Origin of the sequence: Mycobacterium vicinigordonae (assembly GCF_013466425.1) — a bacterium.
Lineage (GTDB): Bacteria > Actinomycetota > Actinomycetes > Mycobacteriales > Mycobacteriaceae > Mycobacterium > Mycobacterium vicinigordonae.
Genome location: NZ_CP059165.1, coordinates 2091166 through 2116580 on the forward strand (window position 1 = coordinate 2091166; position 25415 = coordinate 2116580).

The following is a 25415-nucleotide window of genomic DNA, read 5'->3' on the forward strand; positions in this document are numbered from 1 at the left end:
CACACCATGGAGGTCGAAAGCCTTCGAGAACCGAAGATGGCAGATCGCGTCGCGGCTGTGCTTCGTAAGATGTTGGTCCGCGGCGAGATCACCGAGGGCAGCATGTTGCCCTCGGAATCCGAGCTGATGGAGCGTTTCGGGGTATCTCGACCGACGCTGCGCGAGGCATTCCGCGTGCTCGAGTCGGAGTCGTTAATCAAGGTCGAACGCGGCGTGCGCGGGGGGGCGCGGGTCCATCGACCGCGGCGGCAGACCTTGGCACGATATGCGGGTCTGATTCTTGAATATGAAGGAGTCACGCTCAAAGACGTCTACGACGCCCGCGTGACGATCGAGACGCCGATGATCGTGCAGCTTGCACAGAACCACACGGCTGCGATCATCAAAGAACTCGAGCAGATCGTCGAGGACGAGGCGAATCTGCCACCCGGCGAAGAGGCTGTCGAGCAGCTCACGGATTTTCACGCTGCCATCGCGCGGCTGTGCGGCAACCAGACCTTGCAGATGGTCAGCGAAATGCTGCACCACATTATCGTCAAGGCCAACAGATCGCTGCAGCCGGCCACAGGAGCACGCGCCGAGCAGGCTGCACGGCGTTCCGCCAAAACTCATCGGCTGGTACTCGACCTGATTAAAGCCGGCGATGCCGAAGGCGCCAGCGAGTTATGGAGCCGGCACTTGAAGAAGGGCGAGGAGTATGTCCTGACCGGGTCGATGTTGTCCACCGTGGTGGATCTGCTCGAATGATCGACTCAAGGTCATGAGTTCTATCGCGGCGGAAAACTCGTACTCTGCTTCCGATTCGGAGAACGGCGGCCCGGATAGTCGATAGATTCGGGATAGAGATCTGCGAGGAGGACCCCTCGGCCGGCACCGCCGCCATGTCGATGCCGACGGCGGATCTGTTCAATCCTCTTACCGAGCTGCCCACCGTCGCACCGCTTGCCTTCCTGGTTGATGTCGTAGCCGGACTGGCCAACCACTTTCGCCGTGAGCCGAACCAATGGACAGTGTCTCGGAGCTGTGGCTCGAGGTTGACCCCGAGTGCACAGTTGATTTCGACGCGGGATCGCCAATTACCGCTTCTGCCAAGGCTGTAGCGGCTGCTGGAGTCACATCGCTGTCGGAGTGTGAGCTGATTGCTGGGCAAAAGGTGCTGAGCGTGGGCAGTGTGCGGTCGGTATTCGTTCCAGCAGACGGTGTCCAGTCGCAGTGGCCAGCCGACCCGGTACATTCGGACTTTCCGAGCTGCACAGGGTGCCCGGTATGAGGGCACCGCCGTCCGTCAGGGCCGACGCAGCGCCATCGCCGATGCACGGGCGGTATGCCGCGACGGTCGTCCCGCCATCACCGCGTACCGCTGAAGATCAAGATCGGTTCGAACGAGCGCGAAATGCGGCTACCCTGTCCTTGAATTCGGGGGTCGAGAACGATGTGTACTCCGCCGCCAACGCGTACTCCAACACGCCGAGCGCAGCCCGCGAAAGGTGCATGTTCATCGCCCTCTTGGTCGATTGCACAGCCTGCGAGGGCAGGCTCGCCAACCGCTCGCCAAGCGCAAGACCTTCCTCCAGAACACGGTCGTCGGACACCACCCGCGTCGCCAGGCCCACATCCTTGGCGATCTGAGCGGTAATCTGCTCACCGAGCAGCACGAACTCCTTGGCCTTAATCATGCCCACCAGTAACGGCATCATCGCTGCACCGCCGTCACCTGCGGTCAGACCAACTGCTACATGAGGATCGGCAAGATAGCTGCCTTCGCCCATCACCAACAGGTCCGACAGCAGAGCTATGGAACACCCCAGTCCGACGGCGGGGCCGTTGACGGCCGACACGAGCGGTTTGCTGAAGTTGATGATTTCCAGAAAGACGGTTCGCGCGTCGGCGATCTGCTTGGCGCGCGCGTCGGGATCCTCGATCAGCCGGCTGAACATCACCATGTCGCCGCCGGCGGAGAAGGCCTTTCCGGCGCCGGTGATCACGACGGCACGGACATCCTCGTCGTTCTCGAGCACGCGCCAGATCCCGGCGAACGCCTCGTGGACGTCCTCGTTGACGGCGTTTAACGTCTCAGGGCGATTGATCCGGATCAGATGCGCGCCGCCGATCTTTTCGACCAGCAGCGACGGCGCGAAAGCCTCATATCCCGCCAGTGTCGCAACTTCTGATGTGGTCATGACGTCTCGCTAGTTCCTCTCACTCGACAGTATGGTGATCGCTGACACAGCCGTCGGTCCACCGATGTTGTGTGCCAATGCTATTCGTGCCCCGTCGACTTGGTTCTCCGCTTCGCCTCGCAGCTGGTTGAACAGTTCGTAGCACTGCGCTACCCCGGTGGCTCCCGGTGGATGCCCTTTGGCCTTCAGACCTCCACTCGGGTTGATGGGTATAGATCCACCGACATAATTGTCTCGCGCCTCAACGATTTTGTACGCCTCGAACCGGTTGGCGAAACCGAGATCTTCGTAGCTGATCATCTCGACTCCAGTGAAGCAGTCGTGCACCTCGGCGACATCCACATCGCGGGGGGTGAGCCCAGCCATCGCGAAAGCCGCCTTGGCGGCACGGACGGTCGGCGGGAAGGTCGTCATGTCCGACTTGTGCTGGTGCATCACACGATCCATGCCAAGACCGACGCCGCGCACCCATACCGGGCGATCGGTGTAGTGGTCCACGACATCCTCGGCGGCCAAGATCACCGCCGCGGCGCCATCACTTTGCGGTGTGCAGTCGTAGAGACCGAAAGGCTCCACCACGGTGGGCGCCGCCAACGCCTGCTCGACAGTGATCTCGTAGCGCAACTGAGCATAGGGGTTCTTCAGCGCATGGAAGTGGTTCTTGACGGCCACCATCGCCAGATGTTCCTTGGTGGCGGGTGATTCATGGAGGTAGCGGGTCACATGCAGGGCGAAGTTGGCCGGTGCGACCAAACCCAGGGGGTAGTCCCATGCGTTGTCGCGAGTCATTGCTGCCCATTCCCAGAACGTGGTGTTGGTCGCGGTCTCGCGAACCTTGTCGGCACCGACCACCAAAACGACGTCGTACATGCCGGACGCGATTGCCATCACCCCACCTCGGATCGCGTCATTGCCTGTCGCGCAGGCATTTTCGACCCGCGTCACGGGAATGCCGGTGAGGTCCAGCGTGTCTGCGAGGATCCCGGAGGGAAACCCGTCGGTGGTCGACAGCTCACCGAACCACGCCGCCTGGATGTCGGCCCTCTCGATGCCCTTGTCGACGTGGGTGACGGTATTCGCATAGGCCATCGGCAGCAGATCCTTGATGCCGTGGCCGAAATGTTCACCGAACGGGGTCATCCCCGCGCCGACGATTGCGACGTTTCTCATGCCAACGCACCCTCTCTGCTTTGGTCCAAGTCGCCGGGTCCAGGCCCACGGCCTGGCCAGAATGCGTAGCCGTAGTCGGGGATGCCGCTACGCATGGCGATCCGCCGCAACACCACCGCCCCCCGCTGACCGATCGTCGTTTCACCGGCAGGCACGCCGGTGACCTTGAGCAGTACCCGTACCGGGCTATTGTCGAGCTGAATGACAGCAAGGGAGTATGGGCTGGGGAGGTCGGGCACCGGAATCCGGACAGTGGTGTGGGTATACACCGCTCCGGTGCGCGGCAGTGGCTCCAACCGGTAGTCGGCTGCCAGCACCCCGTAATCATCGACGCGTGCTCGTGGCGGAAATTGTGGCACCGAGTCAATGCCCGGTCGTTCGTCGAAAACGGCTGCTTCCCAGCGGATCTTGGGTTCGAAAGCGCGGGCGTACGCGGGGAGCGAGATCGGTATCCCGACACCCTCGGCGACCCGCACCTCGGGCAGCTCACGAGGCGGCACCTCGTCCCGGACTACGGGTGGCTGACCGTCGCCGGCGCGCAGCGAAACAGCCGTGATCTCCGACTGCTCGAAGCTCACCAGCAGGCCGAGTACCTTACGTTCGACAGCTTCCGCCAGTAGCCGCAGAGCTGCGGCGGCCGAGGTGGCAGTGGCGTGTATCGCGCCGGCCGTGTCGACGATGCCCTCCAGTTGCGCAGCGGTGGCGCCAGCAACGGCCAGCAGCGGATCAGAGTCAGCCAGCTGGAGACGGCGCGCGGTGGCGCGCAGTCCGACTTCGCGCTCCAGGCGCGGATCGACGTACTCGTGGCGCGTGCCGTCGCCGTCGCGGGTGTGCAGCGGCAGGCTGCGGGTCTGGCGGGCAGTCGGCAGGACGTCGACCCCCGCACCGGTGTCAGTCACCAGCACCGCCACCGCCCCCACCGATGCGACGTTGTCGTCGGTCGCGATGATCAGCGTGTTGGGCGAAGCGCTCGCCACCTGGTCGAGCGCGGCCGGGCCACCGCCGAGCACCTCGGTGACCGGAAGTGATGCCGACAACCCTAGGCCCGCAAGTAAGACCGCTCCGTTGCCCCCTTCGAGCAGCGGGAAATCGCGCGACACGACCACCAGGCGCTTGGCGACTGCCGCCGCGTCGGCGGCGCGGCCGGCCGCGACGGCCATCGTGATGGCATCTTCGTCAACGCCTTTGACTCTGTGGCCCTTGACCTGCCATGGCGGCAGGTAGCTTCCGATGGAAGTGACCCGACTCATCGGCGCCTCTCTCTCATATGGCAGTCCAGATTGACCACTTGGCGTGAAAATACGCTATATGTTTATATCATTGCGCGGCAGGTTGCCCGCGACAGGAGAGGAATACCGACGTGCCCGACGCTCGTCCATCACTGGCAGGCAGCGTTGTCCTGATCACGGGGGCCAGTCGCGGTATCGGACGTGAAATGGCTTTGCGGGTCGCCCGAGACGGGGCGCGGGTCGCGCTTCTGGCCAAGACCGCGACACCTCATCCGAAACTGCCGGGCACGCTGGACGAAACGGCGGACGCGGTGCGCGCCGCGGGCGGTGAGCCGCTGCCCATCGTGTGTGATGTTCGCGACGAAGCAAGCGTGTCTGATGCGGTGGCCACGGTGGCCGAAATCTTCGGCGGCATCGATGTGGTCGTCAACAACGCGGGCGCCATCGATCTGCGGCGTACGCCAGAGCTTGCTGCCAAACACTTCGGTCGCCTGCTCGACATCAACGTGTTAGGACCGTATGCCGTCGTTAATGCTGCAGTGGGACACCTTCGGAACGCGGACAATCCGCACATCGTCAACGTGTCTCCGCCGGTGAACCTCGACCCCTCGTGGTTCGCCCCGTACGTGGGGCACACAGTTGGCAAGTACGCAGAAAGCCTGCTGGTGTTGGGCTGGGCGGCTGAGTTTGCATCGATACCGATCGCGGTAAACGCATTGTGGCCGGCGGTAACGGTGGCAAGCGAAGGAATGGTAGCGGTGCTCGGCCGAGCTGAGGCGTTCGCCCAGGCACGTAGCCCGCGGACCATGGCCGACGCCCTGTATTCCATGATTATCCGCCCGGCCGCAGAGTACACCGGAAACTTTGTCACCGACGAGCAGGTTCTGCGCGAGGACGGGGTGGAGGATTTCTCGGGCTATCGGCTGGCCGACCGCGAAGAAGACCTCACCGCAAGTTTCTACCTCTCGTCCGCGACGGGCAGCTGACGCGTGGCACCGCTGGGGGAACCACAACCAGACGCCGCGGGATCGATCCAGCTACGGCAGCTGATACGCGATTTCATCCAGGCCGACGCCGAGGAATTCGGCTGGGAGCCCGAGGTCGACTCGTGGCTGGGTCAGTGGGATCCGGCGTTCAGTCAACGGCTGGCACGCGCGGGCTTTCTCGGGTTGACGATTCCGCGACGCTACGGCGGTCGGGGCCTTAGCCACCTCGACCGGTACGTGGTCACCGAGGAACTGCTCGCCGCGGGCGCACCGATTGCGGCCCACTGGGTCGCCGATCGCCAGTTCGCGCCGAGCGTCTTGGTGCACGGAACCGAAGAGCAGCGCCAGCGATGGCTGCCCGAGATCGCGGCTGGACACCTTTACACTGCGCTCGGGTTCAGCGAGCCGGGCGCAGGCTCAGATCTCGCCGCCGCCCAAACCAAGGCCGCCCGCACCGACGGCGGCTGGTTGCTCCGTGGCACCAAAGTATGGACGAGTGGCGCACACCACGCGCATCTGATCGCTGTCCTTGCCCGCACCAGTCCACCTGATCCGAAGCACCGGCACGCGGGGTTCACCGAATTTCTCATTGCCCGCGAAACACCGGGCGTCGTGATCAGCGCAGTCGAACTGATGTCGGGCGAGCATCATTTCAATGAAGTGACCTTCGACGACGCCTTCGTCCCCGATACCGACGTGCTCGGTGAGGTCGGCAACGGCTGGGCGCAGGTCACTTCAGAGCTGTCAGTGGAACGCAGCGGCCCGGAGCGATTTTTGTCCACTGCGCCGCTCATCACAACGGCAGTCGGGGAGCTGGCCCAGATGGTGCCCGATGACGGCACCGCCGCGGCGGTCGGGGCGTTACTCGCGGAGCTGATGTCACTACGTCAATTGTCGATGACGGTGTCCGAGGAGTTGCAGAACGGCCACGATGCCGCTAGCCGCGCTGCGCTGGTAAAGGACATGGGCACCGAGTTCGAACAGCGCTCAGTCGATGTCATCGCAGAGTTGCTCGCCGATCGCACGTTGTCGATCCGGCTGCAGCAGCAGTTGGCCACCGCACTCCTACACAAACCGTTGTTCACGCTGCGCGGCGGCACTAACGAGGTTCTGCGCGGCGTCGTCGCGCGCAGGATGGGATTGCGATGAGCAGCTGGCTGGCGGGGGGTGTGTTCGAGGATGCGCCGCAGGACAACCACTCAGCACTTCGGGAACTGGTCCGCGAGATCGGGCAGCGAGCCCACCGGATGCACCGGCCGGGCGCCGTTGAGTTCGACCGAAGACTGTGGCGGACGCTCGAGGACAGTGACCTCACGCGATTGACAAGCTCGCACGATCCAGACGCCGGGGCAGGAGAGCTAGCCGTCGTGCTTCACGGCTTGTCTCGCCAGGCAATCGGGGAACCGGTCGCGGACACGGATCTACTGGCGGCCTGGCTGGCCGATGCCGCCGGCCTGTCCGTCCCGCAGCGAGGCCCGCTGTCGGTGGCTATCGCCAACGGAAGGATCGACGACGACCGCCTTCACGCCACCAGCGACGCGGTGCCGTGGGCGAGGCACGTGGCGGCGTTGGTTCTCCTGGCGCGCACGGCCGATGGCTACTTGGCCGGAGTTATCGATGCCGGCGGTGCGCGGATCGAGCCGGCGCGCAACCTTGCGGGCGAACCGCGCGACCGTGTGATCATCGACGTCGGCGTGGCCGAACTGCGTCGCATTGACGCCGCGCGATCCCGCGAACTGATCCGCAGAGGCGCGTGGGCGCGCTGTATCCAAATCCTCGGGACGCTCGACGCTGCGGCAGAGCTGACGGTGGCCCACACGCGCGACCGGATTCAATTCGGGCGGCCTCTCAAGGACTTTCAAACCGTTCAGCACGCGCTGGTCGCAATGGCCGGCGACATCGAACGCGCGCGGGTGGCTACTACCGCGGCGGTTGCGGCGTCATGTCAGCACGGTTTCGCCTCCGCCCACACGGATTTCGCGGTGACTACTGCCAAGGTAGTGGTCGGTCGCGTTGTTCCGCGAGTCACAACAGTTGGCCATCAACTGCACGGCGCCATCGGCGCAACCGCTGAACACTCGTTGTGGCAGTCGACTTTGCGAGCGCAAAGCTGGGTCGGCGAATTCGGGTCGACCCGCGAGTGTGCCACCAAACTTGGGCGAGTCGCGCTCGCGCATGCGGGCGGTCGCGCGTCGTTATGGGAATTCTTGACCAAGGACACCAGCGTGTCGCCGGGAACGTCTGGACGACAGAACAATTCGCCATAGGAGGAACAGTTACCTGGCTCGCGTTCAAAGGCGCGTGCGGCATTGTGTTCAGTGAGGCAGGTCCCTTCGCGTCCTCAGCGATCTGGGCGCGCGGCTTGATGCACTCGTGAACCACGCGGAGACTGCCGTTTCGTGGGAATTGAGCTGGCCGTACCGAAGGAGCCATACGACAAAGGGATTGGTGGCTGGTAGTGGTTGCAACGTGCCCGATCGACGTGCCGCGCCGCTGGGTAAGCGTCGCGATGAACCCCAGCTCGGAAGTAATATATAGTTAAACAGATAGCTAATTATTGGTCCTTTACTTGTCGCGTTGCGGCGAGAGCGATGCAACTCAAGGAGAGCGACGATGAAGAAGAGGGCGTACGAAGCCGAGCACAAGGCCTTCCGCGAGACCGTGCGGCAGTTCATCGAGCGCGAACTCCAGCCCCATGCGCAACGCTGGGAAGCAGAAGGGATCGTCGATCGCAGCGCGTTCGTCGCCGCGGGCAAGTACGGTCTCGTCGGATTCAACATCCCAGAGGAATTCGGGGGAGGCGGAGTAAACGACTTCCGCTTCAACGCGGTGATTGACGAAGAACTCGCCCGGTACGGGGGCCCGTCACCGGGCTTGAGTCTGGTAAATGACGTGGTCGGCCCTTACTTCACGTCGCTGTGCAACGACGAGCAGAGTAAGCGTTGGCTTCCTGGGATCGCCAGGGGGGAAACGATTCTGGCGGTGGCGATGAGCGAGCCGGGCGCCGGGAGCGATCTTGCGGGAATCCGGACGTCGGCGGTTCGCGACGGCGACGACTGGGTCATCGACGGAAATAAGACCTTCATTAGTTCGGGAATCAACGCTGATCTCGTGGTGGTGGTTTGTCGGACCGATCCAGATGCGGGCCACAAGGGATTCACCTTGTTGGTCGTGGAACGCGGTATGGCGGGTTTCATCCGCGGACGCAAACTTCACAAGATGGGCCTGGGCTACCAGGACACGGCCGAGCTGACGTTCGACAGTGTCCGGGTGCCTGTGAGCAACGTGCTGGGGCAGGAGGGGCGCGGGTTTTACCACCTGATGCATAACCTGCCCTCTGAACGGCTCTCGATCGCGATTTCAGGTGTCGCGACTGCGCGCGAAGCCTGGCGTCAGACACTGCAATATGCCAAGGATCGACACGCGTTCGGTCAACCGATCGGCAGTTTTCAGCACAATCGTTTTCTGCTTGCCGAATTGGACACCGAGCTCGAGATCGCCGAGCAGTATCTGGACCGCTGCTTGCTCGCCGTGGTCGAAGGTGAGCTCACGGCCGTGGAGGCGGCTAAAGCGAAGTGGTGGTGCACCGAGGTCGCTCTTAAGGTGATCGACCGGTGCGTGCAGCTGCACGGCGGTTACGGCTACATGATGGAGTACCGCGTTGCCCGTGATTATGTGGACAACCGCATACTGACGATTTTGGGCGGCAGCACCGAGATCATGAAGGAGATCATCGGCCGTGACCTCGGATTGTGAACCGCGGTGAGTCGCTGTTTCGGGACATGTCAATGAAGATGTTTGCGTCGATCCCGACGGGTGGCCGGCTTCCGCTTTCTAGACCCGATTGCATCTGGTGTAGGAGCCTCCGCTATTGGTTCCGAGTGTCATATGTGTGCAATCCGAACGCCACACTGCAGTTGTGCGCCGAATGCGGCTACACCGTTTCGGGAAAAGCCGGTGAAAAAGTTTGGCGGACATGACGATCCGTCAAGACGGCGTGGTCATCGAGTTAGCCGCAGTCATTGAGGGCGCCGCTGTTGCAGTGGTGGCCCGAAGGGAAAATGAATAAATCCCTCACCCCTTGATGTCCAAGGACGGTCGCGCTACGGGTCGCCGGTCCAGTCGACGCAACCGTGGCGCCGCCTACCGGGAGAATCCGGTAGGTCGGGGTGATCACGGCAGCACTATTTGTGGAGAAGCAGTGGAAGCCTCGCGAGGCCGAATGTATTCGCCGGCCAGTTAATGCAGGGTACGAAACCGGGCTCCACACTGAAGTCCGGCACTCGTGCCAGCCATTCATTGACGATGAGCGTGAGTTCCATGCGGGCGAGGTGCGAACCCAGACACCGGTGTGGGCCTCCACCGAAACCCCAGTGCTTGTGCACCTTTCCGTCCATGACGATATGGTTGGCCGACGTATCGTCACTTTCGTCGCGGTTGATGCCGCCCATGCACAGCTTGACAAGGGATCCCGCCGGAACGGTCATGCCGCCGACCTGCACTTCACGTGTGGTAGCGCGCACCACAAGCGGGGCGGGGGGTTCCAGTCGCACCATTTCTTCCACGAAAAGTCGTGTGTCCTGGGGATGTGTGCGCAAATGCGTGCATATCTCGCGATTGCGCGCGAGCTCTAGCAGAGCCATCCCTAGGGCGCCGGTGACAGTGTCGAGGCCTGCCAGGATGAAGAGGAAGGCCAATCCCAGGGCTTCGTTGTCGTCGAGGGGATCGGCGCCCCCGAGCAAGCTGGACAACAGGTCATCGCGTGGATTGGCCCGGTGGTCGGCGATGGACTCAGTCAGGTACGCGAAAAGCTCCAAGGCCGGCGTCAGGTCGGCGTTTGCCATATCCGGAATTTCCGACAGGTGGATAACCGCGTCTTTCCAGGCGATGAGGCGATCGCGGTCAGCCAAAGGAAGACCGAACATGGTTAGGAAAACCTGCGAAGGGTAGGGCATGGCAAGTTCGGAGATCACCTCGCAGCGGTCATCCGCGCACGCTCGTTTGATGATGTCAATTGCCTGCTGTTGCAGGGACGGCAGGATCTTCGACAGCGTTCCTGGGCTGAAGAAGGGCTGCAGAATCTTGCGGTAGCGGGTGTGTTCGGGAGGGTCGTAGGACAACGGAAGCAAGGGCAACGGGCTGCCAAGCACATCGTAGGCCTTCTTCGACGAGAAGACCTCCGGGTTGCGCAAGGCTTCGAGAACATCCTCACGACGAGTGAAGTAGTACCAGGGATCCTCGTATACGACCGGTCCGGCGTCCCTGAGTGCCGCCCATCCAACGGCGCGATCCTCGGCGAACGGCAGCTCGGGCCATGAGATGTGGGGGATCGAGCTTGTGTTGGCGCTGGTCTGGTTAACGCTGGTCATGCGACTTCTTCCAGGGTAGGGCGGTCGGACGGCGGACACCGGCGGGCGTTACTGCACCACAAGTGCTTTGGATTTGTAAACGCCTCGATCGCGCGCTGATATGGCGCGTGGAAACGTCGGAGTGGTGAGATCCACGTCACGACGATAGCAAAATCCGTTGATTGTTTAAATGTATCGAGCAGCGCTGGTCGCGGGCGAGGTGGCCGCGGCGCAGGTCACGGGCCCGGTGCTCGCAGATGGGCAGGATGACTGGGAGGGTCTTGGTGCGCGCGTGTGGACTCGCAACATGAACCTTGGTGGTGGCGTCGTCGGTCTCGCCGCGCTGGCGGGTACGGCGAATTCTGTGCGGCGTCCCAGCACGCCGACAAAACGGTGGCACCAGATGGAGGTGGATGCCAATGGACAGGCCCAGACGAACCGGCAATGCCGTGGCGGCGTGCGCGAACGACCCATACCCGCGGTCATCGTATCCGGCAGCTTCCTTGCTGAGCGCGGCGTGCTACCTAGCCCGGATGACGCCGCCGCCACCAATTGCGCACCGCAGTAACAGCTAAACAATTATCTATAAGAGGCTACAATGCGTCACGAATCATTTTTGCGAGAGGGAGTAGCCATGACGGCTTCATCGGTCGCTGCCACCACGGTCCAATTCAATCCCGAGACCAGGTTGTACATCGACGGTCGATTACGCGATGCGGCGAGCGGTCGCACCGCTGAGAACATCAATCCGGCCACTGAGGAGGTCCTCGGTCTGGCGACGGACGCGGGGGCAGAGGACATGGACGAGGCGATCGCTGCGGCCCGCCGTGCCTTCGATACCACCGACTGGTCGACGAACCCCGACTTCCGCCAGCACTGTCTGATGCAGTTGCACGATGCGCTGCAGCAGGATCGCGAGGATATGCGTGCCGAGCTCATCGCAGAGGTGGGGGCCCCACTCGGCTTCACCTACTTGGCACAGCTGGACTGGCCGCTGGCCGATGCGCTGCGTTGGCCCGCAGAGTACATCTCGCAATTCGGTTGGGAACGACAGCTCGATGTCGACGACAAGTTTGGGGTGCCCTACCATCGCGCGGTCGTCAAAGAGCCGATGGGTGTGGTCGGCGCGATCACTCCGTGGAACGTTCCGTTCGAGATCATCGCTAATAAGGTTGGACAGATCCTCGCCACCGGCAACACGATGGTCCTCAAGCCAGCGATGGAGACGCCGTGGAACGCGTTGCGTTGGGGCCGGGTCATCGCCGAGAGGACCGACATTCCCCGGGGTGTGGTCAACATCGTTCCGGCTTCGGACAACAGCGTCGCGCAGCGGCTGCTCACCGACTCGCGGGTGGACATGATTTCGTTCACCGGCTCCACGGTGGTCGGCGAACTGATTCAGCGGTTGTCCGCCTCGACGATGAAGCGCAACCTACTCGAACTCGGCGGCAAGTCGGCCTTCCTGCTGCTCGACGACGCGGACCTGAATGCGACGGTGCCCGGCTGCATCGCCGCATTGATGAATGCCGGTCAGGGATGCGCACTGACGACCAGGATGCTGGTGCCCAGCCAGTTCTATGAGACGGCCGTCGAGATCGCGACTGCCTCGTTCTCCTCAGTGTCTTGCGGTGATCCCGGCGACCCCGCCAACCTCTACGGTCCGGTCATCTCAGCCAAGCAGTATGACCGAGTGATGGGTTACCTGCAGATCGCGAAGGAAGAGGGTGCACGGATCACCACCGGCGGCGGCAGACCCAAAGGGCTCGACAGGGGCTACTTCATCGCCCCCACGGTGCTCGCCGACGTGGCACCGCAGCACCGCGTTTTCCAGGAGGAGATCTTCGGGCCGGTGCTGACCGTAACCCCGTACGACGGCGGCGACGACGGGGCTGTCGAGATGGCGAACAACTCCATGTACGGGCTGGCCGGCACCGTCATGGGTTCTACAGACCGGGCGATGGCCGTCGCGCGCCGTATCCGCGCCGGGTCGATCAACGTCAATTCCGCCTTGTACTACGGCGCGGACGCGCCCTTCGGGGGCTACAAGATGAGCGGCATCGGCAGGCAAAACGGCGTCGAAGGATTCGAACAGCACCTGCAGACCAAAGTGATCGCGTACCCCGTCGACTGACCTCGCCAACTAAGGAATTCTGACCTCGCCAACTAAGGAATTAATGATGCAACCAAGGAACCAATGACCGACATTCTCAGTGGGATACGCGTCGTCGAGTTGGCGTCGTGGACCTTCGTTCCCTCCGCCGGTGCTGTGCTTGCGGACTGGGGAGCCGACGTCATCAAGATCGAGCACCCCGAAACCGGTGATCCCCAGCGCGGCCTGATCAGCTCAGGCGTCGTCGCCAGCGGGGGCGGCGTCAACCACTTCATCGAGCAACCAAATCGCGGCAAGCGCAGCATCGGTATCGATACGTCGGGCCCCGACGGACTTGAGCTACTGATGAGGCTGATCGAGACTGCCGACGTGTTCCTGACCAACTTGTTGCCCGATTCTCGTCGGCGTATGGGCGTGGACGTCGAACAGGTGCGGACCCGAAACCCCAGGATCATCTATGCGCGCGGGCACGGCTACGGAGCCAAGGGGGATCTGGCTTCCCAGGGCGGGTTCGACCTCGCCGCCTACTGGGCGCGGGGCGGGATCGCTGACGCGTATGCCGTCGGTGACGGTTCCTACCCGCCGGTCCAGCGGCCCGCGTTCGGCGACGTCTACGGAGGACTGGCGATAGCAGGCGGTATCGCAGCGGCACTGGTAAAGCGCGAACGCACCGGCGAGACTTCGGTGGTCGACGTCTCGCTTCTGAGCTCCGCCATTTGGCAACTGGGGATGGATATCGTGGGTTCAGGCGTCACAGGCCGGGATATCCCGAAGTTCAACTTGGAAGAAATGCCGAATCCGGTTGCCAGCGTTTACAAGACCCGAGACGGCCGGTTTATTGCTTTGGTGCTCTTGCAGTCAGACCGGTTCTGGTCGGAGTTCTGCACGCGCCTGGGCAGACCCGAGCTGATTGACGATGAGCGCTTCGCCAACGCCGTCGCGCGGTTCGGCAATCGCAAAGAGTGTATTGCAAAGCTGCGAGCCGCCTTTGAGTCCGAAGATCTAAGCCACTGGGAGAAGGCCCTCGCCGGCTTTGGCGGAGTGTGGGACGTGGTGCGCACCGCCCACGAGGTGAACAACGACCCGCAGGCCCTCGCCAACGGATACCTGCCACGCGTGACCGACACAAACAACAACGAGTTCGCGGTGGCGGCGAGCCCCGTCCAGTTCGATGAGACTCCATTGAGATTGACGTGTGCACCTAACCACGGCGAGCATACTGACGCGCTACTCACCGAATTGGGGTTTAGCGAGGACGAGATCATCGAGTTCAAGATTAATTCTGTGGTCCTGTGATGACTCTCGCTGGCGGAGCTCGCGTGGGGGACTGTCTCGCGCGACGATTTCTCCACGTCAATCTCAACTGCGCCTCGCTGGAGGCAACCGAAGAGATCTACGGGAAGGCTATGGATCTCGTCGCGCGGATGCGTACCGACCCGACCGTAGCCTCCGACGGTTCGGTCCTGGGGCTCGACGGCGAAACCTATTGCGAGACAGCGTTCTTATATGATTCGCGAGGTGCACGGGGTGGCTGCGCCCTGGAGATCATCGAGTACCGCGTCCCTGTGCTGGCGCGCGATACCGACACCAACCCCGCGCGTCCCGGCATCCGGGCAGCACACCTGGCGGTCTCCGACCTGCATAGAACTGCTGCGACATTGCGCCGTGCTGGGCTCACAGTAGGCGAGCCAATCGATGGCCTGATCGGTGGCGTCACGTCGATTCTCGCCGTCGATCATGACGGGGTAGTCATAGAATTGTCCCAGATCGAAGGCGGCGGCGCGTCGAACCTGGTGCAGTTCAACGGCATCCGAATCTGCGCGATCGACGCGGCAGCGACCGGCAGTTTCCTTCGTGCCATCGGATTCGCGGAGCTGATGCCTCCCATCGCCGTTCCTGTCGCCGGCGAGCAGCTTAGCCCTCACGGACCGACCGACACGGTGGACTGTGTGGTCGGCCGGTATGCCCTCGCCGAGGATCGTCATCAATTCTCGCTAGTGGTTGTCGAGCATCCAAACACTGATTCCGCGCCGGTGCCGTGGGGGGGCAACCGTCAGGGAATCTACCGCTGCGCGCTGCGGGTCGAAAGCGTGCACGATGCCCTCGCTCAGATTCCCGATCACGTTGAGCAGGTGGGCAGTCCAGTCTGGATTCCTTTGCCGGGAACCAAGATTGACGGCTTGTACGTAGCGTTTCTGCGGTCCCCTGAGGGCGTCGTGTTCGAGCTGGTCGAGCGGCCGCTCGCCTACTTCAGCTGATGGACGCCGCGGCCGCTAGGTCGGCAGCAAGGGGCCGGCCAGACCGCGGGGAAGTGTGTCCCAAAGCCAGCTGACCGCTTGGCCCACCTCAGAGTACTGAAGGTGATTCTGATCTTTGGCATGGTAGCGCTGCGGAGCCTCGGAGAACCCAACGATACGGCTCAGAGAGCTGCCGTTGACCCGCAAGATCTGTCCCGTCAGCCACGCCGACTCGGCAGACTGGAGCCAAGCCACGACTGCGGAGCTACGAGCAGGATCCAATGCCGGGTCGGCGGCCTTGTCAGCGCCGAAGAAGCCTTCGCTGATGCGCGTGACCGCCAACGGCGAGATCGCGTTGGCAGACACGTTATAGCGCCGCATCTCCATTGCTGTTACCAGCGTCAGGTTGGCGATGGCGGCCTTGGCGGCTCCGTAGGCGCTTTGGCCGACATTGCCCCAAAGACCTGCGCCGGAAACGGTGTTGACGATGCGGGCGTCGACGGGGTTGCCCTGCTTGGCTTGTGAGCGCCAGTAGTCGCAGGCGTGTTTGGTGACGGCGAACGTGCCCTTGAGATGCACGGCCGTGACCGCATCGAAATCGGCCTCCGTCGCGCTGGTGATCATCGCGTCTCGCACGATTCCTGCGTTGTTGACCACGCCGGTCAGCGTGCCGAACTGCCTGACGGCGGTGCTAACCATGTCGGCGGCGTCATCCCAGGATGCCACTGAGCCCGTGTGCGCGACGGCCCTGCCGCCCGCTGCTTCGATTTCCGAGACAACTTGTGCCGCAGGGCCATCCGCGTTATCGCTCGCGGTGCCGTCACGGCTGACGCCGGGATCATTCACCACCACCGCGGCACCGTGCGCGGCCAGCTCCAGACAGTGGGCACGGCCGATGCCACGCCCGCCGCCGGTGACGAGCACAACCCGTCCCTCGAGTGACCCCATGAAACTTCCTTTCCTCAGGTGAAAAGCTTGGTGATGAGCCCGCGGCGCTGTGCCCAGTCGGCGCCGCGCAGGTCGACGTGGCCGGATTCGGTGACGATCATGTCCACGTCGTAAGCGGGTGTTGATGCTGGACGGCTGAGATGATCGACCAACGGCGAACGGCCGTTGATGACCGACGGAACCGCGATGATCGAGAGGCCGCCTCGGCTCAGCCGCGCACCGGTGCAGTAGTCCGGATGTCCACCGATCCCGCCGACCACCTTCTCGCCGATGCCTTCGACGTTGATCTGCCCGAGCGGGTCGATCTCGATTGCGGTGTTCACCGCGATCAGTGGTTGACCGCGCGACAGACGAGTGATGTCGTGGGTGTAGTCGATGCCGCGCAGAATCTTGCGACCATCGGCCCAGTCGTACAGCGCTTCGGTGCCCAGGAGATAGGTTGCCGACGGCGCGCCCACGAGCAGCCCCCGCCGGTCCAATTCGACCACCTCATCAGTCAGCAGGCCGGTATCGATACCCAGCGGAACGCGGGCGCGCCGCAGCAGCGCAGTGCCTAACTGGCCCGGGCCATACTGGAGTCGGGCGCCCCGTGGGATCAAACGCAACACCTCATCGGCGAGAGCGAAGTGAATCGGCTCAGGTTCTTTTTGGGGAACCTCGGCCAACCCCTCGGTCGTCGCGCCGAGCAGGCGAACTTGGTCGACGTGTTCGTGAGCGCTGGCGGCGGGTGCGTTGGCGTCGATGACGCCGAAAACCTCAGCGCCGCAACTAATCGCGGAACTCTGCCAAGATACTTCGCTACTGAACTGCAACCCACGGGGTCGTCGAACCAGCCGGGTGATCAGGATGTCAGGGCGAAGTACGTCGGTCAGAAGGGCGGGGATCGCCGATAGCCGTGTTGGGACAAACCGTGCCGACGAGCTGCGCAGCGTATCGCGCAAACCCCACCCCGGCATCAGCGCCACGACGTCAGCGAACGCGTCGGCGTCCAGGCCGGCGATTGAGGTGGGAAGCCAGCCGATGACTAGGCGCACCGACCCCACCTCACGGGCCGCTGCGCTCAATGCGGCGCCCACCGAAGTGCCATCATCGAGGCAGCCGAGCGCGCCGACACCGTCGCCCAACGCGACAGTCATTCCGGGACGGAGAAGAGCGCGCAGCGCGCGCGAAGCGCTCGTCGAGGTCAATCTGCCGTCACCGAGGTTCTTTGGGCAGGCCAAGCACACGCTCGCCCAAGATGTTGCGCTGGATTTCACTGGTGCCGCCGAGGATGGTCTGCGCCCGACCCACCAACATGTGATGCACGAGTTCGTTGTCGGCCGGATCGGCGCAGGCGTCGGTGCCCAGCACTTCGGTCGCCATATCGCCCAGGTCGCGGTCGGTTTCCGAACTCATCAGCTTGAGTACCGAAAAGGCAGGAGACGTGAGGTCGCCGGAATCGATGGCTCGCAGCCAGGTGAACCGCAAAAGCCACATCCGCGCCCACAGCTTCGTCATCGACCGCGACAGGGCAGGATCGAGTAGATCATGGTCACGGGCGGCATCGATCAAGCGCCTGTGGAGGCGAAACATCCCGACAGCCTGCGAACCGAGGGTCAGGCGTTCACGGCCTAGCGTCACCAGCGCCAGAGTCCAGCCCTGCCCGACCTCCCCGATCAACGCGTCGTCGGTCAATTCGGCACCGTCGAAGAACACTTCGTTGAATTTGCTCTCGCCGTCCATCTGGGTGAGTGGGCGCACCGTGACCCCGGGTGCATCCATTGGCACCACGAACATCGACAACCCGCGATGCTTGTCGGGACCGGTACGTGCCAACAGCAGCCCGTAGCGGGCCGGCACCGCCGCAGAACTCCACACTTTCTGACCGTCGACGCGCCAGCCTCGGTCGGTGCGCTGCGCGCGGGTGCGCACAGCGGCTAGATCCGATCCCGCCCCCGGTTCGGAGAACAGCTGACACCACACATCGTCACCCAACCGGATTGGCTCCAGATAACGGGATTTCTGCTCGTCGCTTCCGAACTTGATCAGCACGGGACCAACGAGGTCGGGGCCGGTGATGTTGACTTGTCGCGGAACACCGGCACGCGCGCACTCCTCGGCGAACACGGCCTGGAACGCCACTGTCGCGTCAGCGCCGCCGACGTCGTGTGGCCAGTGCAGACATGTGTAGCCGTGCTCGGCGAGGTGGCGGTGCCACTGGCGGCCGGCACTGACGTCGGCGGCCGTCGGCGTGGGTCCGTAGTTGCGTAGCCCCGCCGGCTTGGGAGCGTTGTCCAGGAAAGCTCTGATCTCAAGGCGAGAGGCCTCGATGTCCTCGGCGACTGAAGTGGCTGCGGACATAGTTACTCCTCTGCACAACGGGCGCGATTTGCCCGTCGAGATCGTCGGGGCATTTCTCTGAGATCGACTAAATGCCGGGGAAATAAGCCGGAAACGCGACGTCTGGCCTGCCGATTGGCCGGCTGCGGATCGTGCTTGGCCGGGTGCACCGTCGTCACGTCAGCTCGGCCACCGGCGTTAGGCGGTCCCAGTGTTGGGCCGGCGTGCCGAACAAGACTTCGTCCGTGCGAGCGCGACGCAGATACAGGTGCGCCGAATCCTCCCAGGTGAATCCAATGCCGCCGTGGATCTGCACATTGGCGTGCGCAGCATTGCGCAACGACTCAGAGCACACCGCCTTGGCCATGCTGGCGCGCCAACTGCCCTCGCCGGCCGCCACCGCTCCATAGTCGAATGCCTGCAGCGCGGCTTGAGATGCCGAGCGCGCCCACTCGAGATCGACCAGCATGTCAGCGCACTTGTGCTTGATCGCTTGGAAGCTTCCGATCGGACGACCGAACTGTTCGCGGGTCCGGGCGTAGGCTGTCGCGATCTCGAGCACTCTCTCACAAGCTCCGACTTGCTCTGCTGACAGCACTGCAAGAGTTAGATCGAGCGTCCGCTCTATCAGCTCATCGACGGGCTCTGGCCCCGAAAGCCGAATGGCCGCCGCCGCGGTGAAGGTCAGTGCTGCCATCGGTCGAGTACCGTCGAGCACCCGTTCCGTTGTGGCGGTGACACCGTCGGCGGCGGCTTCAATGAGGAAAAGCGCTGGCTCGCCACCTGCTTCCGCGGCTACGACCACGAAGTCGTCGGCGGCCGCCCCGCCCAGGACATGCCGACTCGAGCCGTCGACGCGCCAGCCGTCGCCGGACGGCGCAGCGGTCAGCGTGATGGACTCGCGGCGCCACAGACCTCCGTCGCCAGTGAGCCCGGCAGCAGCGGTCCGACGGCCTTCGATCAGACCGGTGATCCGCTTCTCCGATTCGCGGTCGCTCTCCAACAGCTCGACGAGCAGGCTGGTGGCTAGGACAGCGGAGCTGAGAAACGGTACCGGGGCCAGGGCGCGTCCCAGTTCATGAGCGACCACTCCGAGCGCTGACGCCCCCAAGCCGGCGCCGCCCCACTCCTCGGGCAGTGCAATGGCCGCGATCCCGACCTGGGCGCACAGCACATTCCACAGCGCGGTGTCGAAACCGGCGACGGTTCCCTGGCTATCGTCGGCGCACTCGCCGTAGGCAACCTGGCGGACCCGTTCTTCGGTGGCGCCGCGCGCACACGCTGCTCGTACAGAACTAGCCAGCTCTTGACGTTCTTCGTCGGACAACGCTGTCATCGGATTGCTCCTGCTGAGATCTGTTGAGCGAGGTGGGATTTTGCGACTTTGCCCAGCCCAGTCATCGGGAGTTCGTCGACGACGACGAGCCTCTCCGGCCACTTCTGTTTCATCAATCCGCGCTCGTCCAAGAACGCGCAAAGCTCATCGAAGGTGATGTCGGGATGGGAGAGGGACCGCCGCACCACCGCACACACCATTTCGCCGCGGAACTCGTCGCGCAGACCAACGACCGCGACCTCGTCGACGAGCGGGTGAGCGAGCAAATCGTTCTCGATCTCTTCCGGCGCGATATTTTCGCCCTTGCGGATGATGAGATCTTTCGTGCGGCCGGTGACCACGATGTGACCGTCGGCGCGTAGTCGCCCACGATCACCCGTACGGAACCAGCCGTCGGCAGACAGCGCCTGCGCCCACTGCTCAGCGTCGGTATATCCCCTCCCCAAAGTGTCGCCGCAGACTTCGATTTCGCCGCATTCACTGATCCGGACGTGCGCTCCTGGTACGGGTCGCCCGGACGTGTTATGCAGTTGTTCCTCGCTGTCGCCGTGGTGGCTGACGCATACCATCGGTGCCTCGGTCATCCCGTAGGCGTGCATGATCGGGATTCCCATAGAGCGGCGGATCTGGCGGTGCACCTCAGGTGGGCAAGCCGCCCCTCCGCCGATGATCATCCGCAGCGTCGGGATCAAGGGCTCTGCGCGTCCCGAAGCCAACTGTGCGGACAGCAGCATTTGGTAGAAGGTCGTACTCGCACCCGCGACCGTGACGCGGTGACTTGCGAGCACTTCCGGCAGGTCGTCGGAAACCTTCGGGATCAGCAGGACTGGGAAGTCACCGAGCAAGGCCCCGGCGAGGTAGACCAGACCACCAACATGCGCGATCGGAAAGGTTATTGTTCCGACTTCGTCCGGCAGACTGCCTAGCCCGTAGTGGTCGACAAAACCACGGGACGCGCTGAGCAGTGTGGTGTCGTCGTGACACACACCCTTCGGCTTACCAGTCGTGCCCGAGGTGAAGTACAGCCAATAGGCAGCATCGTCGGCGCGGTGGCCGCATAGTCCGTTGTGTGGCTCGGCGTCTCCTTGGCGTCCCAGCCGCTGGATCAGGTCGTCCGGGACGACGATCGTGTCCGCTCTCGGAGGGGCGTTGCTGGCCGTGCTGCGATCGACGATCAGGATGTCGGCGGATGCCACGTCGAGCGCCGCACGCACCTCCCGCTCGCGGTACAGGTGCAGCAGTGGCGCCTGGGTAACCGCAGCGCGCGCGAGCGCCAGCATGATCACTGCCGCACCGGGATCGGATGGCAGTTGCCACGCGACTGTCATTCCCGGTCGCACACCGGATTTCCAGAGCCAGCCGGTGGCGGCACTGACCAACGCAGCGACGTCGCCCACCGTCAGCGAGACGCCACTGGCATCGAGCAGGAGGGGCCGGTTTGGCCGCTGGGCGGCGCATTCGTCGAGCAATGCAGCGATGGTGCCAGCCGTCACCATGACACCCTTTCTCCTTGAGTCTAATCTATAATCATATAGCTGTTTAGTTATTTTTTTACCAGGTTTCCGGTTCCCATCCAGCGCGGGATAGATTCGGGCAAAGGGGATTTGGCACCAGGCCTGCTGAGCCGGTTGCCGCTTCTCTCATATGACGCTCTGTCATGGGCGCCGAAGGATCTAGATCGTGCGACGTCGCAACTGCGCTGTCGTTCATGCCTGTTATCGCGACAGGATGGCGACTGCGCCTGTGCCTGGCGCCCCATAGAGCTGAGCCAACCCCACCCGGGGTTTGTCGGGCACTTGGCGGTCACCGGCGGTGCCCCGAAGTTGCTGGACGAGCTCGTAGACCTGGCGCAAGCCCGACGCGCCGACCGGTTCGCCGTTGGCGAGCAATCCACCGTCGGTGTTGATCGGAAGGCGACCACCGATCCTGGTGGCGCCGTCGGCCAGTAGCGCCTCTTGCTCACCGTCTTTGCACAGCCCGGTTTCGGCCATGTGGATAATCTCTGAGCCGGAATCGGTGTCCTGCAATTGCGCGATGTCGATGTCGTCAGGCCCGATGCTGGACTGTTCGTAGGCAGCGCGGGCGGCTTCCGCGGTCGTACCCGGCACAAGGGGCAACTCGATGGACGTCCGCAGCAGCTCGTAGGCGCCTTCGCGGCGACTCCGCAGGGCGGTGGAGCGCACGTAGATCGGAGTGTCGTTGTACTGCTTGGCCTTATCGGCCCGGCAGACCACAACGGCCGAGGCGCCTTCATTGGGGTTGCAGTACATGTACTGCCGTAGCGGCGCGTTGACCACCGGGGAAGCCAGGACGGATTCGATGCTCATCGCTTTGCGACGCCACGCGTGCGGTGCCAACGAACCGTGGTCGAAGTTCTTGACCGCCACGCGCGCCAGTGTTGTCTCGCTGATGCCGTGGTCGTGCATGTAGCGCATGATCTTGGTGCCGAAATAATGCGTGGTGAGGAACATGCCTTGGTCGCCATACCATTGGGGGAGTCCTGACACCGCAGGGTCGGCACCGAACGCGCCGCGGGGGTGTTTGTCCAGCCCGACCCCCACTGCGATGTCAGCCTCGCCGAGTTCCACGTCGCGTGCTGCCAGGGTGAGCAGAGAGTTGCCGGTCGCGCAGCCGCTCAGTGTCGCGCGCGCTGGAATGCCGGTCATGCCGACGAGTCCGGTCACCGCCTCGGGATTGGACACCTCGAGACTTCCGGCGTACAGACTTCCCACGTCCGACCAGGCCACCCCCGCGTCACGCAGTGCTCTGCTGATCGCCACCGCACCCATCTCTAGGGCAGAGCGGTCAGGGTATCGACCGAACGGGTGAAGTCCGACGCCGATGATGGCGACGCTGGGTGTGTCAGGCATGGCGCTCCTTAGGCCTTCACGATGACTCTGCTGCAGACGGTTTGGCTTGACTAGGCCGAACAAGTCTATAACTATATATCTGATTTGTGACGGCCAGTCTATGGCGCGGCCCAGGCGCCGTGGCCGCTGCGGTCTAAGCCATCACGAGGGCGGCGCGAGATCGTCGACGAGTTGACGACGCTCGCCGGCACCGAAAAATGAGCCCTCCGAACCGAATAGCAGGGAAATGCGATGATCCAAAATGGCACGCGATTGCAGAGTCAGGTCTGCGACACCCAGGTGATTGTGGTGAGAAGTGACGAGTGCCTTGACGACTTGCGTTGTGGTGGCCACCCGATGGTTCCCCTGGGGGCGGCGGCCCCGGTTACGGGCGCCACACTGGACCCCTCCCTGGCCGGCGGCACAGTGATGGGGAAGCGCTACGTCGGCCAGGGCGACGCCGAGGTGCTCGTCACGAAGGCGGGCGCTGGGACTCTCAGCGTCGGCACGGCCGTGCTGTCGGTCAAGGCAGCAAAACCGTTGCCCGCCAGTGACTGAGCCGCAGGGTCAACGTTGTCGACGAGGATGCGCACGGCGCTGAGCCAGGCGCATCGTCGCATTGTCGTGTTCTAAGCGTTCGCCAGTTGCGGTGGAAGCAGGGCGGCCGGATCCGGGTTGGCTATCGGCAGACCGATGAAACGGCGCGCGTTGTCGCCCATGAAGTCGTAGGTTCGGCGCTCGTCCATCCCCTCGGCGTACTTGAAGTAGCCTTTCGGAGTCTCTAATCCCTCAGGATGCGGCCAGTCGGACCCGAACATTACTTTGTCCCATCCAATGGTGTCGACGACGTCGGCCACCGAGCCCTCCCAGAAGGGACTCACCCAGCAATTGCGGCGGAAGACCTCGTGCGGATGCTCCGGGAAGTTCTGCGGCATCTTGTGGTATGTCGACTGGAGATCATCGAAAAGTGGTTTAATCCAAGAACTTCCGTTCTCGACGCTGGCGATCCGCAGCTTGGGGAACCGGGTCAGCGTGCCGTGGCAGATCAAACTGGTCAGCATGTCGGCGATCTCGCGGTGGCCAAGCGCGGTCCATTTGAACGCCGACATCTCGAAAGCGTTGTGGGTGTTCGCCGGTTCCCACTTTTCGATGTATTCCTGCAACGGCGGCTGGCTGGCATGCAACACGATAGGCAGTCCAGAGGATTCGACCTCCCGCCAGAATGCATCGAACTCCGGCAGTGCCGGCGAACGCCAGCCCTTATAGCCTTTCACTGGTGCCGGCTTGATCAGAGCGACTTTGGCGCCGTTCTCGAGGATGTACTCGAGCTCACGGAGGGCGTTGTCCACGATGCCCAGGGTCAGCACAGGCGTCGAGTAGATGCGGTTTTCATGGCTGAACCCCCAATGTTCGAGCATCCATTGGTTCAGCGCGTGGATGATGGCGGCGGTCAACTCTGGGTCCTCGGCTGCGGAGTGCTCGACAAGGTTCGCCAGCGTCGGGTAGTTGAGGCAGGAATCGACGCCCTGCTTGTCGAGTTCGACAATCCGGTCATCGGGGTTCCGAGAACCGAGTGGCGCCTCGATGCCACGACCGGACATCTCCCGCATCGTCAAGCCTTGCGGGTTCTGACCCGAGTAGAACCGTTCGTGCGCTCCGGGGGCGGCGACTCTTTCGAATGTTGGATTGGGCATGTAATCGGTGATCTTGCCGAGAATCGCTATCCGAGTGTGCCGCCCGACCTGAACGAACTGGACCTTCGACTTGTACTGCTCGGGAAGGTATTTCAATAGCGCATCCGGGGTCTCGTACATGTGTTGATCGGCATCGAACACCGGTGCGTCGTGGAACTGCTCGGTGGGATGCGTCATTGGTGTGCCTCCTACTCGGCTGTCGCTCGCTCTTAGCATGGTCCTGGCTTGACGCTACTGTCAACTTAGTTCAGATTTCAACCATGAAAGTAAGCATGAAGTAGAAGTATTGGTGTATGACACAAACGTCATATAAGGTCTAGGGGTGACCAGCAACGCTGCCGAGGTGAATGCGGAATTGGAGGTGACTCGTGGGGAACGCACTCGATCGGCGATTCTGAGCGCCAGCCGACGGTTGTTCCTCGAGCGTGGTTACGCCGGCACGCCGATCAACGCGATTACCGAGGCCTGCGGCATCTCGCGAGCCGGCTTTTACACTTACTTCAAGGACAAGCGCGAAATATTCAACGAGCTCGGCAAGAACGCCTACCACGACGCGATGGCTGTCATCGCGGAGTGGTCCGATGCTGACGTCGCGTTTGGTGTTGATGAAATTCGCGACTGGGTGGCGCATTATTTCGATTACATGGACCGCCATGGTGCCTTCGTGATGGCATCGGATCAGTCGGCACCCGACGATGAAGGGTTCCGACTGTCTCGCAATCGCATGGTCTCGCGGGCGTCATGGAAGTTGGGCCAAGTCGTCGCCGCGCGCGGTGTGCACTCACCTGACGTCATCGGGGTGACCATCATGGGATTGCTCGACCGCGCCTGGTTTACTGTGCATCGCCAGACAGTGGCCGTGGATCGCAACGAGATGATCGCGGTTGTCACCGAAATGGTTGCCGCTATGGCAATCCCCGTCGGCGTGGCGGCGCACTAACGGCAGCGGCCTTGGCGCCGAACTGCTTTGATGGCGCGCAAACTGTCAGCGGGTGTTGCGCCGCAATGG

The 25415-nt window shown here is 63.1% G+C and carries 22 protein-coding genes; 11 read left to right on the forward strand and 11 right to left on the reverse strand.

What is annotated here, in order from left to right; genetic code table 11:
- Positions 1-6 precede the first annotated feature (6 nt).
- Positions 7-747 (forward strand): FadR/GntR family transcriptional regulator, encoded by a 741-nt coding sequence (locus H0P51_RS09550; protein WP_180917683.1) that lies wholly within the window; start codon positions 7-9, stop codon positions 745-747.
- Between the two features lie 620 nt (positions 748-1367).
- On the opposite strand, the gene H0P51_RS09555 is transcribed toward H0P51_RS09550, so the two are convergent.
- From H0P51_RS09555 to H0P51_RS09565, 3 genes are read right to left on the reverse strand one after another with little or no spacing between them, the layout of a single operon-like run.
- Positions 1368-2180: an enoyl-CoA hydratase/isomerase family protein gene (locus H0P51_RS09555; RefSeq protein WP_180917684.1), complete on the reverse strand. Its 813-nt coding sequence runs from the start codon at positions 2178-2180 to the stop codon at positions 1368-1370.
- A 9-nt stretch (positions 2181-2189) separates the two neighbouring features.
- Positions 2190-3350 (reverse strand): thiolase C-terminal domain-containing protein, encoded by a 1161-nt coding sequence (locus tag H0P51_RS09560; protein WP_180917685.1) that lies wholly within the window; start codon positions 3348-3350, stop codon positions 2190-2192.
- Positions 3347-4600 carry a Zn-ribbon domain-containing OB-fold protein gene (locus H0P51_RS09565; protein ID WP_180917686.1) on the reverse strand — a complete coding sequence of 418 codons (1254 nt, stop codon included), beginning with the start codon at positions 4598-4600 and terminating at the stop codon, positions 3347-3349. The genes H0P51_RS09560 and H0P51_RS09565 overlap by 4 nt, the downstream gene beginning before the upstream one ends.
- A 185-nt stretch (positions 4601-4785) precedes the next feature.
- On the opposite strand from H0P51_RS09565, the gene H0P51_RS09570 reads away from it, so the two are divergent.
- The 4 genes from H0P51_RS09570 to H0P51_RS09585 all read left to right on the forward strand — a co-directional run bounded on the left by H0P51_RS09570 (position 4786) and on the right by H0P51_RS09585 (position 9321).
- Entirely contained in the window at positions 4786-5565 is a 780-nt protein-coding gene (locus H0P51_RS09570; RefSeq protein ID WP_246398771.1) for an SDR family oxidoreductase, read from the forward strand.
- Positions 5566-5568: 3 nt separating this feature from the next.
- Positions 5569-6714 (forward strand): acyl-CoA dehydrogenase family protein, encoded by a 1146-nt coding sequence (locus H0P51_RS09575; RefSeq protein WP_180917687.1) that lies wholly within the window; start codon positions 5569-5571, stop codon positions 6712-6714.
- A complete protein-coding gene (locus H0P51_RS09580; RefSeq protein WP_180917688.1) occupies positions 6711-7832 on the forward strand; it encodes an acyl-CoA dehydrogenase family protein in 1122 nt (373 codons plus the stop codon). Before H0P51_RS09575 ends, H0P51_RS09580 begins: the two co-directional genes overlap by 4 nt.
- Positions 7833-8178: 346 nt before the next feature.
- Entirely contained in the window at positions 8179-9321 is a 1143-nt protein-coding gene (locus H0P51_RS09585) for an acyl-CoA dehydrogenase family protein (RefSeq protein WP_180917689.1), read from the forward strand.
- Between the two features lie 428 nt (positions 9322-9749).
- On the opposite strand, the gene H0P51_RS09590 is transcribed toward H0P51_RS09585, so the two are convergent.
- A complete protein-coding gene (locus H0P51_RS09590) occupies positions 9750-10934 on the reverse strand; it encodes a cytochrome P450 (protein ID WP_180917690.1) in 1185 nt (394 codons plus the stop codon).
- A gap of 169 nt (positions 10935-11103) precedes the next feature.
- On the opposite strand from H0P51_RS09590, the gene H0P51_RS09595 reads away from it, so the two are divergent.
- The 4 genes from H0P51_RS09595 (at position 11104) to H0P51_RS09610 (ending at position 15281) form a co-directional block, all read left to right on the forward strand.
- On the forward strand, positions 11104-11481 hold the full coding sequence (locus tag H0P51_RS09595) for a hypothetical protein (RefSeq protein WP_180917691.1): 378 nt from the start codon (positions 11104-11106) through the stop codon (positions 11479-11481).
- A 66-nt stretch (positions 11482-11547) separates the two neighbouring features.
- Entirely contained in the window at positions 11548-13044 is a 1497-nt protein-coding gene (locus tag H0P51_RS09600) for an aldehyde dehydrogenase family protein (RefSeq protein ID WP_180917692.1), read from the forward strand.
- Positions 13045-13107: 63 nt separating this feature from the next.
- Complete coding sequence (locus H0P51_RS09605; RefSeq protein ID WP_180917693.1) at positions 13108-14319, forward strand: CaiB/BaiF CoA transferase family protein; 1212 nt, start codon at positions 13108-13110, stop codon at positions 14317-14319.
- Positions 14319-15281 (forward strand): VOC family protein, encoded by a 963-nt coding sequence (locus H0P51_RS09610; RefSeq protein WP_180918857.1) that lies wholly within the window; start codon positions 14319-14321, stop codon positions 15279-15281. Before H0P51_RS09605 ends, H0P51_RS09610 begins: the two co-directional genes overlap by 1 nt.
- A gap of 15 nt (positions 15282-15296) precedes the next feature.
- Here the strand turns inward: H0P51_RS09610 and H0P51_RS09615 are convergent, their stop codons facing one another.
- From H0P51_RS09615 to H0P51_RS09640, 6 genes are all read right to left on the reverse strand, one after another.
- Positions 15297-16208: an SDR family NAD(P)-dependent oxidoreductase gene (locus H0P51_RS09615; protein WP_180917694.1), complete on the reverse strand. Its 912-nt coding sequence runs from the start codon at positions 16206-16208 to the stop codon at positions 15297-15299.
- 14 nt (positions 16209-16222) lie between these two features.
- On the reverse strand, positions 16223-17344 hold the full coding sequence (locus H0P51_RS09620) for an acetyl-CoA hydrolase/transferase C-terminal domain-containing protein (protein ID WP_180917695.1): 1122 nt from the start codon (positions 17342-17344) through the stop codon (positions 16223-16225).
- A 58-nt stretch (positions 17345-17402) separates the two neighbouring features.
- A complete protein-coding gene (locus H0P51_RS09625) occupies positions 17403-18548 on the reverse strand; it encodes an acyl-CoA dehydrogenase family protein (protein WP_180917696.1) in 1146 nt (381 codons plus the stop codon).
- 154 nt (positions 18549-18702) lie between these two features.
- Positions 18703-19863: an acyl-CoA dehydrogenase family protein gene (locus tag H0P51_RS09630; RefSeq protein WP_180917697.1), complete on the reverse strand. Its 1161-nt coding sequence runs from the start codon at positions 19861-19863 to the stop codon at positions 18703-18705.
- The gene (locus tag H0P51_RS09635; RefSeq protein WP_180918858.1) at positions 19860-21356 is read right to left on the reverse strand and encodes a class I adenylate-forming enzyme family protein; all 1497 of its coding nucleotides are present in this window, start codon (positions 21354-21356) and stop codon (positions 19860-19862) included. Before H0P51_RS09635 ends, H0P51_RS09630 begins: the two co-directional genes overlap by 4 nt.
- A gap of 222 nt (positions 21357-21578) precedes the next feature.
- Positions 21579-22733: a thiolase family protein gene (locus tag H0P51_RS09640; RefSeq protein WP_180917698.1), complete on the reverse strand. Its 1155-nt coding sequence runs from the start codon at positions 22731-22733 to the stop codon at positions 21579-21581.
- Positions 22734-22964: 231 nt separating this feature from the next.
- Here H0P51_RS09640 and H0P51_RS09645 point away from each other — a divergent pair, with 231 nt between their 5' ends.
- The gene (locus H0P51_RS09645) at positions 22965-23270 is read left to right on the forward strand and encodes a hypothetical protein (RefSeq protein WP_180917699.1); all 306 of its coding nucleotides are present in this window, start codon (positions 22965-22967) and stop codon (positions 23268-23270) included.
- Positions 23271-23341: 71 nt separating this feature from the next.
- Here H0P51_RS09645 and H0P51_RS09650 read toward each other — a convergent pair whose 3' ends face one another.
- Positions 23342-24583, reverse strand: a complete 1242-nt coding sequence (locus H0P51_RS09650; protein WP_180917700.1) for an amidohydrolase family protein — start codon at positions 24581-24583, stop codon at positions 23342-23344.
- Between the two features lie 145 nt (positions 24584-24728).
- Here H0P51_RS09650 and H0P51_RS09655 point away from each other — a divergent pair, with 145 nt between their 5' ends.
- Complete coding sequence (locus tag H0P51_RS09655) at positions 24729-25346, forward strand: TetR/AcrR family transcriptional regulator (RefSeq protein WP_246398526.1); 618 nt, start codon at positions 24729-24731, stop codon at positions 25344-25346.
- The last annotated feature ends 69 nt before the right edge of the window (positions 25347-25415 follow it).